Genomic DNA, 15,653 nt, shown 5'->3' with positions numbered 1-15,653 from the left:
TCCGGGCGCACGGAATCGCGTGCCGTCAGGCGGTCGGCTGCTCCGCGGTCCCCCGGCGCGTGACGACGACGAGCGTCACGTCCGTCGGTGGGTCCTCGTCCCCGAGCAGTCCGCGGACCCGGTCGACCAGGGCCGCCGTGTCCGACGCACCGGTGACCGCCGCAGCGACCTCGTCGAGGGTCGCGAACCCGGGCAGCGTCGTCAGGCCGTCCGAGGACACGACGAGCCGGTCACCGACGGCGAGGTCCAGCGCCACCACCGGGTGCTCCTCCGCCGCACCGCCGACCCCGAGCGGGAGCGCGGACGGGAGCGCCCGGTGCGTTCCGTCCGATCGGACGAGCAGTGCGGTCCCGAGCCCGGCGTCCACCAGGTCGACGTGGCCCGACGTCGGGTCGAGCCGGGCTTGCACGAGCCGGGCGACCGCGTCCGCGACCCGCAGGTCGGGGGCGACCTGCGCCTCCAGGCCGGGCAGTGCGGACGCGAGCGGTTCGTCCACCCGCGCGACGAGTGCCCCGCGGACGGTCGCCGCGAGCAGCGCGGATGCCGCACCGCCGGTCGCGACGGTGCCAACCGTGACCGCGAGGGTCCCGTCCGCCGCGACCCGCCAGTCGGCGAGGTCACCGCCGCCGTCCGGACGTCGTGCCGTCACCGTCGCGAGCTCGAGTCCGGGGACCGCCACCGGGTCGGGCACCAGGCCGGTCCGGACCCGTCCGAGACGGTCGCGCTCGAGCGCGTGGCCGAGCTCGCGCTCCGCCCAGTGCGCCAGGTCGCGCAGCAGCGCGAGGTCCTCGTCGGAGAACGCGCGCGGCTGCGCGTCCATGATGCAGAGCGTCCCGACGCGGGTCCCGTCGTCCATCGACAGCGGCGCACCCGCGTAGAACCGGATGCCGTGCTCGGCCACGGCAGCGGTGTGGGCGAACCGCTCGTCGAGGGTCGTGTCCGGGATCACCATCGGCGCCGGGGTGAGCACGGTGGTGGCGCAGAACTGCTCACTCGCGGGCACGCTCGACCCCTGGTTCCACCCGAAGGTCGACTGCGTCGTGACGAGGTCGTGGTGGACGAGGTTGAGGAACGTCAACGGCACGCCGAACGCCTCGTGCGTCATCCGGGTGATCCGGTCGAAGCGTTCCTCGGGCCCGGCACCGAGGACGCCGAGCGCCTCGACCAGTGCCGTGCGGTGCTCGGCGTCCTGCGGTGTGCTCACACGCCCTGTCTACGCGCTCCCTCGTCCGTGAACCAGTCCCTCGGGTGGGGGTCGGCGGTGAGCTGCCGACGTGGCCCGGTCGGTGCCGCCCACTGTGCGGCGTTCGCCAGCACCCGCTGGATGTCCGGGTGGTGGTACACCGGGTACTCCTGGTCGCCGGGCGAGAAGTAGAACACCTTGCCGAGGCCGCGGCGGTAGGCGACCCCCGAGCGGAAGACCTCGCCGCCGGCGAACGTCGACAGGAAGACCTCCTCGTCGGGGCGCGGGATGTCGAAGTACTCGCCGTACATCTCCTGGCGGTCGATGACGATCGGGTGCGGGACCCCGGCGGCGATCGGGTGCTCGGGCGCGATCGTCCAGACGAGTTCCCGCTCCCCGTCGTTGCGCCACTTCAGCGAGCACGTCGTGCCCATCAGTCGGGTGAACGGCTTCGAGTAGTGACCGGAGTGCAGCACCACGAGGCCCATGCCGGCGTGCACGTGCTCGACGACGCGCTCGACGACCTCGTCCGCGACCTGGTCGTGTGCGATGTGCCCCCACCAGAACAGGACGTCCGTGTCGGCGAGCCGCTCCTCGGTCAGGCCGTGCTCCGGCTCCTGCAGCGTGGCGGTCGTGACGGTGTGCGTCGACGCGTGCTGGCCGTGGGCCGGGTGCGAGCCGTCGGCGCCGTCCGCGCCGGGGGCGAGTCGGGCCTCCAGGCCGGCGGCGACGACCGCGTGGATGCCGTCCGGGTAGTGCTCGCGGACCGTCTCGTCGCCGCGGGTCTCGTGGACGTTCTCGTTCCAGACGACGATGTTCACCGGACGACCTCCACTTCGCGCCCGGCCTGCGCCGACGCGTAGATCGCGTCCACCACGCGGCTGCGGTGCAGGGCGAACTCGCCGTGGTGCCCGTCGTGCAGACCGGAGCGGATGGTGGCGAGGAACTCCTCGATGACGCGCTGGTGGTGACCCGCGGGGACCTGCACGCCCGGGCGGGTGACCGTCGGGACGCCCTGCTCGTCGGAGTACAGGGTCACGGTGCCCTCGGTGGCGTAGTCGCGGACGAACAGCCGCGCGCCGCCGGTCGAGCCGAGCAGCTCGACCTCGATGTCCTCGACGTCCTTCGAGTAGCTCGCCCACGACGCCTGCAGGAGCAGACTGGCGCCGTTCTCGAAGCGGAGCAGGGCACTCGCGAAGTCCTCGACGTCGAACGGGCGGCCCGTTGCGGCGGACACCGGGTCGCGGTCGCTCCCGCCCCGACCGGCACGGCCGAGCTCGTTGTACGTCACGGCGCTGGCGGTCACCACGCGGGGCTCGCCCATGAGGTGCAGGGCGATGTCGAGCACGTGCGAGCCGAGGTCGATGAGCGGACCACCGCCCGCGGTCTCCTTGTTGACGAACCAGCTGCGGATGCCCGGGATGCCGGCACGGCGCATCCAGCTCGCGCGGGCGTGGTAGACGTCCCCGATCGGGCCGGTGCCCGGCTCGGCGAGGGCGCCGTCGTCGGTGGCGTCGACGGCGGTACCGGCGGTCTGCCCGCCACGCAGGTGCGTCGCGAGGAACTGCACGTCGGCACGGCGACGGTGGTTGTAGGCGACCTCGAGGACGCGGTCGTTGCGGACGGCCGCGTCGACCATCTCCTGCGCCTGCTGGCCGGTCGTGGCGAGGGGCTTCTCGCAGAACACGTGCTTGCCGGACTCGAGCGCGGCGATCGCGATCGGGTGGTGGAGGCTGTTCGGCACGCCGATCGAGACGATGTCCAGGTCGTCGCGGGCCACGAGGTCCTGCCAGTCGGCGTACGCGTTCGGGACGCCCCGGCTGGTCGCGAGTTCGCGGAGCCGTTCGGGTTCCTGTCCGGCGAGGGCGATCACCTCCACGCCGGGGAGTGCGGTGAATGCGTCGAGGTGCGTGGTCCCGGCGAAACCGAGGCCGACCACCCCCACGCGCAGCGTCTTCGATGCATCAGTCGTCTGCGACATGCCTCCACGCTACCGAGATTCCGGTCGAATCGATACGACGAGCTCGTGCTGGTCTTTCCTGACCGTTTGGCCTACTTTTTGATCACATCCGCGCAGGCGTCGACACCAGGGGGTGCCGATCAGCGTCCGCGCCGAGGACAGGGGCTCGTCCGATGCAGCACCGCACCATCACCACCGCCGCACTCGCGGCCGTCATCGCTCTCGCCGTGCCGACGAACGCGTGGGCGTCGCCGCACGGCGGACACCATCATCCGGCACCGACCAGCTCGACCGTGACGTACACGGCGAGCGACGCGGTCATCCCGAACCCCTCCCGCGGGTTCGACCACACCACCGCGACGCACTACCGCGCCGACGGCAGCGGCTACACCCCACTCGACGCCGCCACACTCCGCGGCTACCGGTCGGAGGGCGTCACGCAGATCGTCCGGGTGTTCTACATGGAAGCGTTCGCCGACCAGCGACGCCTCAGCCCGGCCTGGCTCCGCCTGGTGCAGCGCGACTACGACACCGCCCGCGCGGCCGGCGTCGGCGTGATCACCCGGTTCGCCTACGTGCAGGGCGGCGACTACCCGTACTCGGCACCGTACGGTGACGCCGACCTGCCCACCGTGCTCGCGCACATCGAGCAGCTCACGCCGACCCTCCGCCGGAACGCGGACGTCATCCCCACGCTGCAGGAGGGGTTCATCGGCCTCTGGGGCGAGGGCTACTACACGGACCACTTCGCCAGTGATCCGGCGAACCCCGGCGTGCTGACGGAGGCGGACAAGGACGCCAGGCGCCAGGTCGTGGAGGCTGAGCTCGCCGCACTGCCGTCGAGCCGCTCCATCCAGGTGCGCACCATGCAGATGAAGCAGGACGCCCTCCGCACGCCGTCCGGCACCGCCGGCGCGCTCACTCCCGCCCAGGCACACGACGGGTCCGCGGCGTCGCGCATCGGCCACCACAACGACTGCTTCCTCGCCTCGCCGGACGACTTCGGCACGTTCCTGACCGATCCGCTGTCGCTCGACCAGGACTACCTGGCCGCTGAGTCGCGGTACGTCCCGGTCGGTGGCGAGACCTGCGCGGTGAACGCCCCGCGGTCGGAGTACCCGTCCGCCTCGGCCGAGATGGCGAAGTACCACTACAGCTACCTGAACCTCGACTACAACCAGGACGTCCTGGCGTCGTGGGGCGATGCGGGCATGACGGACGCCGCGAAGAAGCTCGGCTACCGGTTCACGATGACGTCGAGCACCGTGACCTCCGGGAAGCACGCGTCGGTGTCGGTGTCGGTCCGCAACGACGGCTGGGCCGCGCCGTACAACCCCCGTCCGGTGCAGCTCGTGCTGACGAACGGCCACCGCCGCGTGACCGTCCCCGTCCGTGCGGATGCGTCGTCCTGGCAACCCGGGACGACCGCGACGGTCACCGCCTCGCTCGCGCGGGTCGCGTCCGGTACCTGGCGGGTGGCACTGGCACTGCCCGCTCCGGAGCAGTCGATCGCACGGAACCCGGACTTCGCGATCCAGACCGCCAACGTCGGCACGTGGAAGGCCGGCACCGGAGTGAACGACCTCCAGCAGGTCGTCTCCGTCCGACGCTGACCAGGACCCACGCGATGCCCCGGCCGACCACGGCCGGGGCGTCGTGCTGTCCCTCAGCGGAGTCGGCCACGATGGTCGGCATGACGCCTCGATCCCTGTTCCGCGGCCTCGCGATCGCGGAACTCGTGACCTGGACGATGCTCCTGGTGGGCATGCTGCTGAAGTACGGCCTCGGCGCCGGGGACTGGCCGGTCCGCGTCAGCGGCGGCGTGCACGGCTTCGTGTTCCTCGCCTACCTCGTCGCCACGACCGTCGTCGCCGTCAACCAGCGCTGGTCGTTCGGCGCCACGGCCCTCGGGTGGCTCAGCTCGGTCGTGCCGTACACGACGCTGCCGTTCGAGGTCGCGGTCGCCCGGCGCGGCATGCTCGACGGCGCGTGGCGTCGCGGGCCGTCGGCCGGGGAACGCCCGGGGCCGCTCGACCGGCTGCTGTTCCTCGTGGTGCGGCACCCGGTGCTCGCGGCCGTGGTCGGCGTCGTGCTCGTCGCAGCCGTGTTCGGCGTGCTGCTCGTGCTTGGTCCGCCGGTGCCGTCCCGCTGACGGCAGGCCGCCGGCCGGCTCGCGCGCGGGCCGGGTCGCACGTGGGACCGGGTCGCGAAAGCGACAGGTGAGCGCGGAAGGATCCCCGCGGACTGTCGCTTTCGCGCCGGAGTCCGCGTCGGGCCGCATCGGGTCAGCGGGCCCGCCGAGCGCGGACGGACGGGAGGCCCGGTGCCAGCCGGCACCGGGCCTCCCGTCCGCGTGGGACCGCGCCTACAGGCTCGCGAGCGCCGCGTTCAGCGTCGCCGACGGGCGCATGACCGCACTCGTCTTGGCGTCGTCGGGCCGGTAGTACCCGCCGATGTCCGCCGGGTGGCCCTGCACCTCGACGAGCTCGTGGACGATCGTGTCCTCCTGCTCGGCGAGGGTCGTGGCGAGGCCCTGGAACGCCGCAGCGAGATCGGCGTCCTCGGTCTGCGCGGCGAGCTCCTCGGCCCAGTACTTCGCCAGGTAGAAGTGGCTGCCGCGGTTGTCGATCGAGCCGAGCTTGCGGCCGGGCGACTTGTCCTCGTCGAGGAACGTCCCGGTGGCGCGGTCGAGCGTGTCCGCGAGGACCTTCGCCCGGGCGTTGCCGGTCACCCCGGCGAGGTGCTCGAGGCTGACGGCGAGCGCGAGGAACTCCCCGAGGCTGTCCCAGCGCAGGTAGTTCTGCTGCACGAGCTGCTGCACGTGCTTCGGCGCGGACCCGCCGGCACCGGTCTCGAACAGTCCGCCACCGCCGAGGAGCGGGACGACCGAGAGCATCTTGGCCGAGGTGCCGAGCTCCATGATCGGGAACAGGTCGGTCAGGTAGTCGCGGAGCACGTTGCCCGTGACCGAGATCGTGTCCTCGCCGCGGCGGATGCGCTCGAGCGAGAACCGCATCGCGTCCTCGGGCGACAGGACCTCGATCTGCAGGCCGTCGGTGTCGTGCTCCTGCAGGTACGTCCGGACGAGGCCGATCAGCGCGGCGTCGTGCGCACGGGTCTCGTCGAGCCAGAACACCGCGGGCGAGCCGGTGGCACGGGCACGGGTGACCGCGAGCTTCACCCAGTCACGCACGGCGACGTCCTTGGTCTGGCAGGCGCGCCAGATGTCACCCTGCTCGACGTCGTGCTCGAGGACGGTCTCGCCGGCCGCGTTCGTGACGCGGACCACACCGGCGCCCGGGAGCTCGAAGGTCTTGTCGTGGGAGCCGTACTCCTCCGCCTTGAGCGCCATGAGGCCGACGTTCGGCACCGAGCCCATGGTGGCGGGGTCGAACGCGCCGTTCGCGCGGCAGTCCTCGATCACGGCCTGGTAGATGCCGGCGTAGCTCGAGTCCGGGATGACGGCGACGGTGTCGTGCTCCTCGCCGTCCGGGCCCCACATGTGGCCGGAGGTGCGGATCATCGCGGGCATGGAGGCATCCACGATGACGTCGCTCGGGACGTGCAGGTTCGTGATGCCCTTGTCCGAGTCGACCATGGCGAGGTCGGGGCCGGCGTCGATGCCGTCCTGGAACGCCTGCTTGATCTCGGCGCCGTTCGGCAGGGCGTCGAGCCCGGCGAGGATCGAGCCGAGGCCGTCGTTCGGGGTGAGCCCGGCCGCGGCGAGGTCTGCGCCGTAGCGGGCGAAGACGTCGGGGAAGAACGCGCGGATCACGTGCCCGAAGATGATCGGGTCGGAGACCTTCATCATCGTGGCCTTGAGGTGCACCGAGAACAGGACGTCCTCGTCCGCGGCACGCTGGATCTGCTTCCGCAGGAACGCCTCGAGCGCGGCGACGTGCAACACGGTGCCGTCGACGACCTCTCCGGCGAGCACCGGGATCGGCTGGCCGAGCGTCTGCTCGGTGCCGTCCTGTGCCACGAACGTGATGGTCAGGGTGTCCTCGGCCGGGGCGACCCAGGTCTTCTCGTTCGACCGGAAGTCGTCGACGCCCATCGTGACGACGTTCGTCTTCGAGTCGGCACGCCACGCACCCATGCGGTGCGGGTGCTTGCGGGCGTAGTTCTTGACCGACAGCGGGGCCCGGCGGTCCGAGTTCCCCTCGCGCAGCACCGGGTTCACGGCGCTGCCCTTGACGCGGTCGTACCGGGCGCGGGCGTCGCGCTCGTCGTCCGTGGTCGGCTCGTCCGGGTAGTCCGGCAGGTCGTAGCCCTGCGCCTGGAGCTCCGCGATCGCGACCTTGAGCTGCGGGATCGACGCCGAGATGTTCGGCAGCTTGATGATGTTGGCCTCGGGCGTCCCGGCCAGCTCCCCGAGCTCGGCCAGGGCGTCGTCCAGGCGCTGCTCGTCGGTGAGCCGCTCCGGGAACTGGGCGATGATCCGTCCCGAGAGCGAGATGTCGCGGGTCTCGACCTCGACACCCGCGGTCTTCGCGAAGGACGCGATGACGGGCAGGAAGGAGTGGGTCGCGAGGAACGGGGCCTCGTCGGTGAGCGTGTAGATGATCTTGGCCATGCTGGCGGGTACTCCCTTGTTCGCGCGGTCCGTGCCCCCCACGCTACTCGCGGCGCGAGATGTCTCGACGTCAAGACACCGACGCTGGGGAAACTGTCGGCCAGGCGCCCGCCTGTGGACGGCGGCCGTGCCGGCGGAGGCGCCACGGGCCTCCCGGTCGTCAGACCGTCAGACGGAAGACCCGCAGCCCGGCGGTGCGCAGCCCGGCGGTCCCGAGCCGGGTCCGCAGGTTGCGGAACGGCCGCCGGAAGCCGGACACCGCCGTGGCCGCTCCGAGCTGGTGCAGGACCTCCGCCGTGAGGGCACGCTCGAGCTTCGGCACCAGCCGGGTCCGGCCCGACACGGTGATGACGATGCGCACGGCGGTGGGTCGGAGCAACGGGGCGAGCCGTTCGGCGGTCTCCTGCGCGCGGAGGAACGCGGGGTCGTCACCGGAGCGGCGGATCGCGATGACCGCCAGCTCGGCGTCCGCCTCGCCGTCGAGGTCCGGCACGTCGTCGACGCCGACCACCCGCATGCGCGTCGCGTCCACCCCGGCGCGGACGGCCGCCGACCGGAGGACGGGGAGGAGGTCCTGGGTACCGGCGAGCACGACCTCCGCCGACCGCAGGTCGATGGGTTCGTGCCGCTCCCGCGGCGATCGGGCCATGAGGGGTCCTCTCCGTCGCTTCCCCCGACCCTACTGACGGACCGGCCGGGAGGCCCGGATCGCCCGTGTCCGCCGGGTCGACTCCCAGCGGGGCCGGCTGCCACCCCACCGCGCCGGGGGCCACCGGCGACGCTGCCGGGTGTCGGAAGAGGGGCTGTACAAGCGGACAGCTTCGTGCAGAATGGGCTGCGGCCATGACTCCCCCTGACGCAGACCACCCCAGCAGCACGCCCGTCGTGCACCTGACCCGCCGTGCTGCCCTCGCCGCCGAGCGGGCCGGGCGGGCCCTGCAGACCGAGCAGGTCGGGAACACCGTGCCGGCCGAGCAAGCGGTGTGGGACGAGCAGGCGACGGGCGCTGCGCAGAGCGGCCGGACCGAGCGGCCGCACGTCGCCGCTCCCGCATCGGAGCGCCACGCCGACACCCGCATCCGCCGGATGCCGCGTCGGCAGGTCGCACTCGCGCCGCGTCGGACAGCCGCGGTCGCCGCCCCGACCCCCCGGAGCCCCCGTCGCGCCGCCCGGGCGAGCAGCCTCACGGTGACGAGCGCCGTCGCCGCCCTCGTCATGTTCGGCGCCTCCGCCATGCCCGCGCATGCCGGCACCGGTCCCTCCGTCGCGACCTCGACGCTCGCGCCGACCGTGACCACCCAGGACTTCGCCGTCACCCAGGTCGCCCTGGCGAGCACGAGCCGCGACGGTTTCACGGTCGGTGGTGGTGTCGCCGCGGCCGACGCGAAGCCCGGAGCCTCGGTGACGTACGGCGGCGCGGTCCGCTCGCCGTTCCCCGGTCCCGTGCGGATGAGCTCCGGCTTCGGGTACCGCACGGCTCCCTGTGGCGCGTGCTCGTCGCTGCACCAGGGCCTCGACTTCAACCCCGGCATGGGTGCGCCGATCGGGGCGGTGGCCGCCGGGACGGTCCGGGTCTCGGGCGTGTACTTCTCGTACGGCGAGACCGTCATCATCGACCACGTCGTGGACGGTCGGAAGGTCTCGACCCTCTACGGGCACATGATCCCCGGCTCCTCCCCGCTGCAGGTCGGCGACCGCGTCGAGCCCGGCCAGTTCATCGGCAGCGTCGGCTCCTCCGGGGTCTCGACCGGGGCACACCTGCACCTCGAGGTCCTGATGGACGGCACGCTCCCCATCGACCCGGCAGCGTGGATCGCCGCGCACACCGGGCAGCCGCTCTAGATCCCGTCCCGTCCCCTGTCGGGCTGCCACGACCGCGGCGGACAGCGACGGCACAGCCGCCCCGCGGCACCGTCCCAGTCTCCCTGTGCATGATCACAGGATGGACGATCACCACAGACCGACCGCCCACCCGACGTCGCCGCAGGCGTCCCACTCCGCGCAGCCCCGCTGATGGGCGCCGACACCTGGATCGCCTTCGGACTCGTCGTCCTCTTCGTGCTCGTCGGTGGTGTGTTCGCCGCCGCCGAGATCGCCCTCGTCTCGCTCCGCGAATCCCAGTTGCAGCAACTCGAACGCCGCGGGTCCCGGGGGGCACGCGTCGCCGCGCTCGGCCGTGACCCGAACCGCTTCCTGTCCGCGGTCCAGATCGGCGTCACGGTCGCCGGGTTCTTCTCGGCCGCGTACGGTGCCGCATCGATCGCACCGGACGTCGCCCCGCTCCTCACCGGGCTCGGGCTCGAGCAGGGCGCTGCCGAGGCCGTCGCCCTCGTCGCGATGACCCTCGTCATCGCCTACCTCTCGCTCGTGTTCGGTGAACTCGTGCCGAAGCGGCTGGCCCTCCAGCGCGCCGAGGGGTTCTCGATGCTCGTCGCACCGACCCTCGACCGGTTCGCCGTGCTCATGCGCCCCGTGATCTGGGTGCTGTCGACGTCGACGAACGCCGTCGTCCGACTCCTCGGCGGCGACCCCGACGCCCGCAGCGAGTCGATGAGCACCGAGGAGCTCCGGGGCCTCGTGACCGACCACGACGCGATCGACGCGCAGGGCCGCCGGATCGCCCGCAGTGCCCTCGACGCCGGGGACCGCATCCTCCGCGAGTCCATGCGGCCCTGGTTCGACGTCGACGTCCTCGACGCGGGCCTGCCGCTCGCCCGGGCGACGGACCAGGCGATCGACCGCGGCCACACGCGGTACCTCGTCACCGGCGGGTCCCGGGACGACGTCGTCGGGTTCGTGCACCTCCGCGACCTCCTGCGACCGGCCGACCCGAGCGCGGCCGTCGCGACCGTGGTGCGCCCGGTGCTGGCGATGCCCGAGACGAAGTCGCTGACCGGGGCGATCGCGGACATGCGCGCCGACGGCCACCAGATCGCGCTCGTCGTCGACGAGTACGGCGGCAGCGCCGGCATGGTCACGCTCGAGGCGCTGCTCGAGGACCTGGTGGGGACCATCCGCGACGAGTACGACGACCGCACCCCGACCCGCCACGACGAGGTCGACGGAGCACTCGTCCTCGAGGACCTCGCGGCCGACGGCGGCCCCGCCCTGCCCGACGGGGACTACGAGACCGTCGGCGGCCTGGTGCAGGTCGCCCTCGACCGTGTCCCGCACGTCGGCGACGTGGTCGAGGTGGCCGGACACCGGCTCGAGGTCACCGCCATGGCCGGTCACCGCGTCTCCCGCGTGCGGATCAGCGCCGTCCCCGTCGCGGCGGCTGCCGAGGCCGCGGGGTGACCAGCGCCGGACGGGAGGCTCGACACCGGACCGGAGTCGGGCCTGCCGTCCGGCGGTCACCGCGTCGCGCCGCCGTGGCCGGCACCGGCGGTACCCGCACCGGTCCCGGCTCCGCCCCGTAGCCTGGCGTCATGGGTATCGACGTCCGCAACGAGATCCGCGACTTCCTCTCCAGCCGGCGAGCGCGCCTCACCCCCGAGCAGGCCGGTATGCCGTCCTTCGGCGGGGGCACCCGCCGCGTCCCGGGCCTCCGTCGTCACGAGGTCGCGATGCTCGCCGGTGTCAGCGTCGACTACTACACGCGGCTCGAACGCGGCACCCTGAAGGGCGTCTCGGAGGGCGTGCTCGACGGTCTCGCCACCGCGCTCCAGCTCGACGAGGCCGAGCGCGCCCACCTGGCCGACCTCGCCCGCCTCGCGAACGCGGGCGTGAAGAGCACCCACCGCGCCGTGCCCACGTCGGTCCGCCCCGCGGTGCAGCGACTCCTCGACGCGATCACCGGGGCACCCGCCTGGATCCGCAACGAGCGGCTCGACATCGTCGCGACGAACACCCTCGGCCGCGCGCTCTACGCGCCCGTCTTCGCCGGGACCGGACGTCCGGTCAACACCGCCCGGTTCGCGTTCCTCGACCCGGCCGCCCGCGACTTCTTCCCGCGCTGGGAACAGACCGCCCGCGACGCCGTCGCCGTGCTGCGGACGACGGCGGCCTCGAACCCCTGCGAGCCGGGCCTGATGACCCTGGTCGGCGAGCTGTCGGTGAAGAGCGAGGAGTTCCGGACGTGGTGGGCCGAGCACGACGTGCACGTGCACCGCTCCGGCCGGAAGCACCTGCACCACCCGATCGTCGGCGACCTCGAGCTGTCGTTCGAGGCGCTCGACCTCGTCGCGGACCCCGGGCTCACGGTGTTCACCTACGGAGCCGACCCCGGGTCGGAGTCCGAGCGATCCCTCTCCCTGCTCGGCACGTGGGCGGCCACCGAGCTCGCCGAGCAGCGGGCGGCGGCACGGTCGTCCGAGTCGGTCGACTGAGGCTCCGCCTCCGACCGGTCGCGGCGCGGGTACGCCGCCGTAGGCTGACGGCGTGACGAGGACTGCGGACGGATCAGCCGGGGACGCCGACTACGGCACCATCGGCGACGGGTACACCCGGTACCGCCGGCCGGAACCGTCGTTCGAACGGGCGATCCGGGCGGCACTCGGGCAGGCCCGCACCGTGCTGAACGTCGGAGCGGGTGCCGGGTCGTACGAGCCGCGGGACCGCGAGGTCACCGCCGTCGAGCCCTCCGCCACCATGCGGGCGCAGCGTCCGGGCGACCTGCCGGAGGCCGTGGACGCGTCCGCCGAGGACCTGCCCTTCGCCGACGACGCCTTCGACGCGGCGATGGCGACGTTCTCCGTGCACCAGTGGTCCGACCTCGACCGCGGCCTCGCCGAGGTCCGGCGCGTCACCCGGGGCCCGGTCGTCCTGCTCACCTGCGACCCCACGCGCGTCGAGGACCTCTGGCTGGCCGAGTACGCCCCCGAGGTGATGGCGACCGAGGCCCGCCGCTACCCGTCCCTGGACCGCATCACCGCTGCCCTCGGCGGCGACGTCACGACCACGCGCCTGCCGATCCCGTTCACGTGCGTCGACGGGTTCTCGGAGGCGTACTACGGCCGACCGGAGCGGCTCCTCGACCCGGGCGCCCGCAAGGCGAACTCGGCGTGGGCGTTCGTCGACGAGATGACGGCGGCGCGCTCGGTCAACGCGCTCCGCACCGCGATCGAGGACGGTTCGTGGGACGCCCGGCACGGCCGTCTCCGGGTGCAGCCGTCCTACGAGGGGTCGCTGGTGCTCGTCGTCGCGCGACCGTAGGGTGGAGGACGTGAGCACCCGTTCCGAGGAGGTCGTCGGCGCCAGCGCCGGCATCAGGGCCTGACGCCCCCGCCGTGTCGTCCGACACGGCGCCGTCGTCGACCCCTCTGAACGACCGCACCGCTGACGCGCGACACTGCGCCGGTGCCAGAACGACAGGCTCACCATGCTCCCGATCACCCCGGAGGCCGTCCGTGCCTCCTTCGTCAACGCCTCCCGTCGCGAACTCGCCGACATGACCGTCCCCGACCTCGACGCCGTCGTGTGGGACGACCTGACCTTCCTCGGGTGGCGTGACCCGAAGACCGCCCGCCGCGCCTACGTGGTCGTCCCGACGCTCGACGGCGACCTCGTCGGCATCCTGTTCCGGCAGGCCGAGGCCTCGCCGAGGTCCCGGGCCCAGTGCTCGTGGTGCCAGGACGTGAAACTGCCGAACGACGTCGTCTTCTACGCCGCGAAGCGCTCGGGGTCGTCCGGCCGGAAGGGCAACACGGTCGGCACACTGGTCTGCCAGGACTTCCAGTGCTCGCGCAACGTCCGGACGACCCCGCCGCCGGCGTACGAGGGCTACGACGTCGAGGCCGCGCGCCTCCGGCGGATGGAGGACCTGCAGCTGCGCGTCGCGGCCTTCGCAGCCGAGGTCTGACGGCGGACATGAGCAATATCTCCATGTAGTGTTCCACCCTTCGGTGCGCCACTCTGGCGCTGAGGCTGACGTCGGTCTCGTCGAAGAGAGGATCATGATGTCCAGAACGAGTCGGTGTGCTCCGGTGGCTCTCGCCGCTGCCCTCGTCATGGCACGAACAGTGGCAGCCCCGTCGGGCGCGCACGCTTCCGGACGGGAGCAGTCGGACTACGAGGAGCTGGTGTCCTCGCTTCCGTCGGTGACGGCTGAGACAGCTCACCGAGCGGTGGCGGAGGCACGGAGCGGAGGAGCGCTGGTTGGAACGACCGTGCGGCCTGACGGCTCGCGTACGTCCACCATCGCTGTCGGAGCGGAGTCGATCGATCTGGTGGAACCGAGTTCCACAGCACGGCTGGGAGCCGGCAGCGACGGGAACGGCCCGTACGTCGACTTCAACTCGTACGACCAGGGAGCGATCATCGGTGGAGGAGCCGCTGCCGCGAACTACGGACTGTGTCTGCTCGGTCCCGCGGTGTGCGCCGTCGCGACGGTCGCCGTCGTCCTGGCCTCGACCGCGATCACGACACACGGCATCCGCTGCGGAACGCATGTCATGCGCGTCCACCTGAGTGGCCGGCCCGGCCCGAAGTGCCTGTGACCCGTCGCGAGGTCCGCCGCTTCGTCGTCCATCCGCTGGTCGCCGGGAGCATCGCGACCGCGCTGGTCATCGGTGGAGCCGCGGTCGCGGCTCCACTCATCGGCACTGCACAAGCCACTCTCGGGGGAGCGATGATCGGCGTCACCGCGGCGGGCAGCGGTGCGTACCTCGCTGCCGCCCATCGTGCACGGCGGCGACACCCCCGCGACTGACAGCAGAACGCAACGGAGGCGGCCCCGCGCAACGCGATCGCGTCGTGTGGGACCGCCTCCGTTGCGTGTTGCGGGAGGGTCAGCGCCCGATGCTCGACATGTCGGGGTAGCGGTCCCCGGTCGGCAGCGGCAGCGCCGACAGGCGCTCGACCTGGTCGGCCGAGAGCGTGACGTCGGCCGCGCCGACGTTCTCCTCGAGCCGGGTGACGCGCTTCGTGCCCGGGATCGGGACGATGTCGTCGCCCTGCGCGAGCAGCCACGCGAGGGCGACCTGGGCGGGGGTGCCGCCGACCTCGTCCGCGATGCCCTTCACCGCGTCGACGATCCGCATGTTCGCCGCGAAAGCCTCCTCCTGGAAGCGCGGGTTCGCCGAACGGAAGTCGTCCTCGCCGAGGTCGGACGGCTTCGTGATCGCGCCGGTGAGGAACCCGCGGCCGAGCGGCGAGTACGGCACGAGGCCGATCCCGAGCTCGCGGAGGGTGTCGAGCACGTCGCCCTCGGGGTCGCGCGTCCACAGCGAGTACTCGCTCTGCAGCGCGGTGATCGGGTGCACGGCGTGGGCCTTGCGGATCGTCGCGGCAGAGGCCTCGGACAGCCCGATGTGGCGGATCTTGCCCTCCTGCACGAAGCCGGCGAGCTGCCCGATGACGTCCTCGATCGGGACGGCCGGGTCGACGCGGTGCTGGTAGTACAGGTCGATGTGGTCGGTGCCGAGGCGGCGGAGCGACCCCTCGAGGGCGACCCGGACGGACTCGGGGGCGCTGGAGATCGCCCGGGTCTGGGTCGGCGTCTGCTCGTCGGCCTCGTGGTGGTAGAGCCCGAACTTCGTGGCGATGACGACGTCGTCGCGACGGCCCTTGAGGGCTTCGGCGAGGAGTTCCTCGTTCGTGTACGGGCCGTACGCCTCGGCGGTGTCGAAGAGCGTGACGCCGAGGTCGATGGCGCGCTGGATGGTCCGGATCGACTCGGCGTCGTCGGAGCCGGCGCCGGAGTAGAAGGCGCTCATGCCCATGGTGCCGAGGCCGATCGCGCCGACCTGGAGGTCGGAGAGGGAGCGTGTCTGCATGCGTGGTCCTTTCATCAGGTCCGTTGTCTGCAGGTCCCGGTGTACTCGCCCGGGTCGTCGTGGAGGGAGGCCCTGACCGTGCCCGTCTGCCGGGAATGCACCGCGGAGCGGGAAGCGGCGGCGGGGAGCGGGAAACGGCAAGGTCGAGGCGGGCGACGGCACCGTCGTGGTGGGGAACCTCCAACCTCCTCGCGCCGGGGCCCCGGTGGTGGTCGGATC

At 72.4% G+C, this 15,653-nt stretch carries 14 protein-coding genes; 8 read left to right on the top strand and 6 right to left on the bottom strand.

What is annotated here, in order from left to right; all coding sequences use genetic code 11:
- Window positions 1-25 precede the first annotated feature (25 nt).
- The 3 genes from DEJ32_RS03505 to DEJ32_RS03495 are packed head-to-tail and all read right to left on the bottom strand — an operon-like array spanning window position 26 to window position 3,164.
- Window positions 26-1,204, bottom strand: a complete 1,179-nt coding sequence (locus DEJ32_RS03505) for a GAF domain-containing protein (RefSeq protein WP_110900338.1) — start codon at window positions 1,202-1,204, stop codon at window positions 26-28.
- Complete coding sequence (locus tag DEJ32_RS03500) at window positions 1,201-2,004, bottom strand: ThuA domain-containing protein (RefSeq protein WP_110900337.1); 804 nt, start codon at window positions 2,002-2,004, stop codon at window positions 1,201-1,203. The genes DEJ32_RS03505 and DEJ32_RS03500 overlap by 4 nt, the downstream gene beginning before the upstream one ends.
- Window positions 2,001-3,164 (bottom strand): Gfo/Idh/MocA family protein, encoded by a 1,164-nt coding sequence (locus DEJ32_RS03495; RefSeq protein WP_110900336.1) that lies wholly within the window; start codon window positions 3,162-3,164, stop codon window positions 2,001-2,003. Before DEJ32_RS03495 ends, DEJ32_RS03500 begins: the two co-directional genes overlap by 4 nt.
- Window positions 3,165-3,316: 152 nt before the next feature.
- Here DEJ32_RS03495 and DEJ32_RS03490 point away from each other — a divergent pair, with 152 nt between their 5' ends.
- Complete coding sequence (locus tag DEJ32_RS03490) at window positions 3,317-4,756, top strand: DUF4832 domain-containing protein (protein WP_110900335.1); 1,440 nt, start codon at window positions 3,317-3,319, stop codon at window positions 4,754-4,756.
- An 80-nt stretch (window positions 4,757-4,836) separates the two neighbouring features.
- On the top strand, window positions 4,837-5,295 hold the full coding sequence (locus tag DEJ32_RS03485; RefSeq protein ID WP_110900460.1) for a DUF3817 domain-containing protein: 459 nt from the start codon (window positions 4,837-4,839) through the stop codon (window positions 5,293-5,295).
- A gap of 213 nt (window positions 5,296-5,508) precedes the next feature.
- On the opposite strand, the gene DEJ32_RS03480 is transcribed toward DEJ32_RS03485, so the two are convergent.
- Together DEJ32_RS03480 and DEJ32_RS03475 are read right to left on the bottom strand one after the other, a co-directional pair.
- Window positions 5,509-7,719 (bottom strand): NADP-dependent isocitrate dehydrogenase, encoded by a 2,211-nt coding sequence (locus DEJ32_RS03480; protein WP_110900334.1) that lies wholly within the window; start codon window positions 7,717-7,719, stop codon window positions 5,509-5,511.
- A gap of 160 nt (window positions 7,720-7,879) precedes the next feature.
- Window positions 7,880-8,368, bottom strand: a complete 489-nt coding sequence (locus DEJ32_RS03475) for a hypothetical protein (protein WP_110900333.1) — start codon at window positions 8,366-8,368, stop codon at window positions 7,880-7,882.
- 194 nt (window positions 8,369-8,562) lie between these two features.
- On the opposite strand from DEJ32_RS03475, the gene DEJ32_RS03470 reads away from it, so the two are divergent.
- From DEJ32_RS03470 to DEJ32_RS03445, 6 genes are all read left to right on the top strand, one after another.
- Entirely contained in the window at window positions 8,563-9,561 is a 999-nt protein-coding gene (locus DEJ32_RS03470) for a M23 family metallopeptidase (protein ID WP_146234068.1), read from the top strand.
- A 171-nt stretch (window positions 9,562-9,732) separates the two neighbouring features.
- Window positions 9,733-11,016, top strand: coding sequence for a hemolysin family protein (locus DEJ32_RS03465; RefSeq protein ID WP_110900331.1), 1,284 nt, complete (start codon window positions 9,733-9,735; stop codon window positions 11,014-11,016).
- A gap of 131 nt (window positions 11,017-11,147) precedes the next feature.
- The gene (locus DEJ32_RS03460) at window positions 11,148-12,047 is read left to right on the top strand and encodes a helix-turn-helix transcriptional regulator (protein WP_110900330.1); all 900 of its coding nucleotides are present in this window, start codon (window positions 11,148-11,150) and stop codon (window positions 12,045-12,047) included.
- A gap of 52 nt (window positions 12,048-12,099) precedes the next feature.
- Window positions 12,100-12,873, top strand: a complete 774-nt coding sequence (locus DEJ32_RS03455; RefSeq protein ID WP_110900329.1) for a class I SAM-dependent methyltransferase — start codon at window positions 12,100-12,102, stop codon at window positions 12,871-12,873.
- A 166-nt stretch (window positions 12,874-13,039) separates the two neighbouring features.
- Window positions 13,040-13,519 (top strand): FBP domain-containing protein, encoded by a 480-nt coding sequence (locus DEJ32_RS03450; RefSeq protein WP_110900328.1) that lies wholly within the window; start codon window positions 13,040-13,042, stop codon window positions 13,517-13,519.
- 367 nt (window positions 13,520-13,886) lie between these two features.
- Complete coding sequence (locus DEJ32_RS03445; RefSeq protein WP_146234067.1) at window positions 13,887-14,156, top strand: hypothetical protein; 270 nt, start codon at window positions 13,887-13,889, stop codon at window positions 14,154-14,156.
- A 291-nt stretch (window positions 14,157-14,447) separates the two neighbouring features.
- On the opposite strand, the gene DEJ32_RS03435 is transcribed toward DEJ32_RS03445, so the two are convergent.
- On the bottom strand, window positions 14,448-15,434 hold the full coding sequence (locus DEJ32_RS03435; RefSeq protein ID WP_110900326.1) for an aldo/keto reductase: 987 nt from the start codon (window positions 15,432-15,434) through the stop codon (window positions 14,448-14,450).
- Between the last annotated feature and the right edge of the window lie 219 nt (window positions 15,435-15,653).

The sequence above is a fragment of the Curtobacterium sp. MCPF17_046 genome (genome assembly GCF_003224295.1).
Classification (GTDB): Bacteria; Actinomycetota; Actinomycetes; order Actinomycetales; family Microbacteriaceae; genus Curtobacterium.
This window is presented reverse-complemented; position numbering and strand designations above follow the sequence as displayed.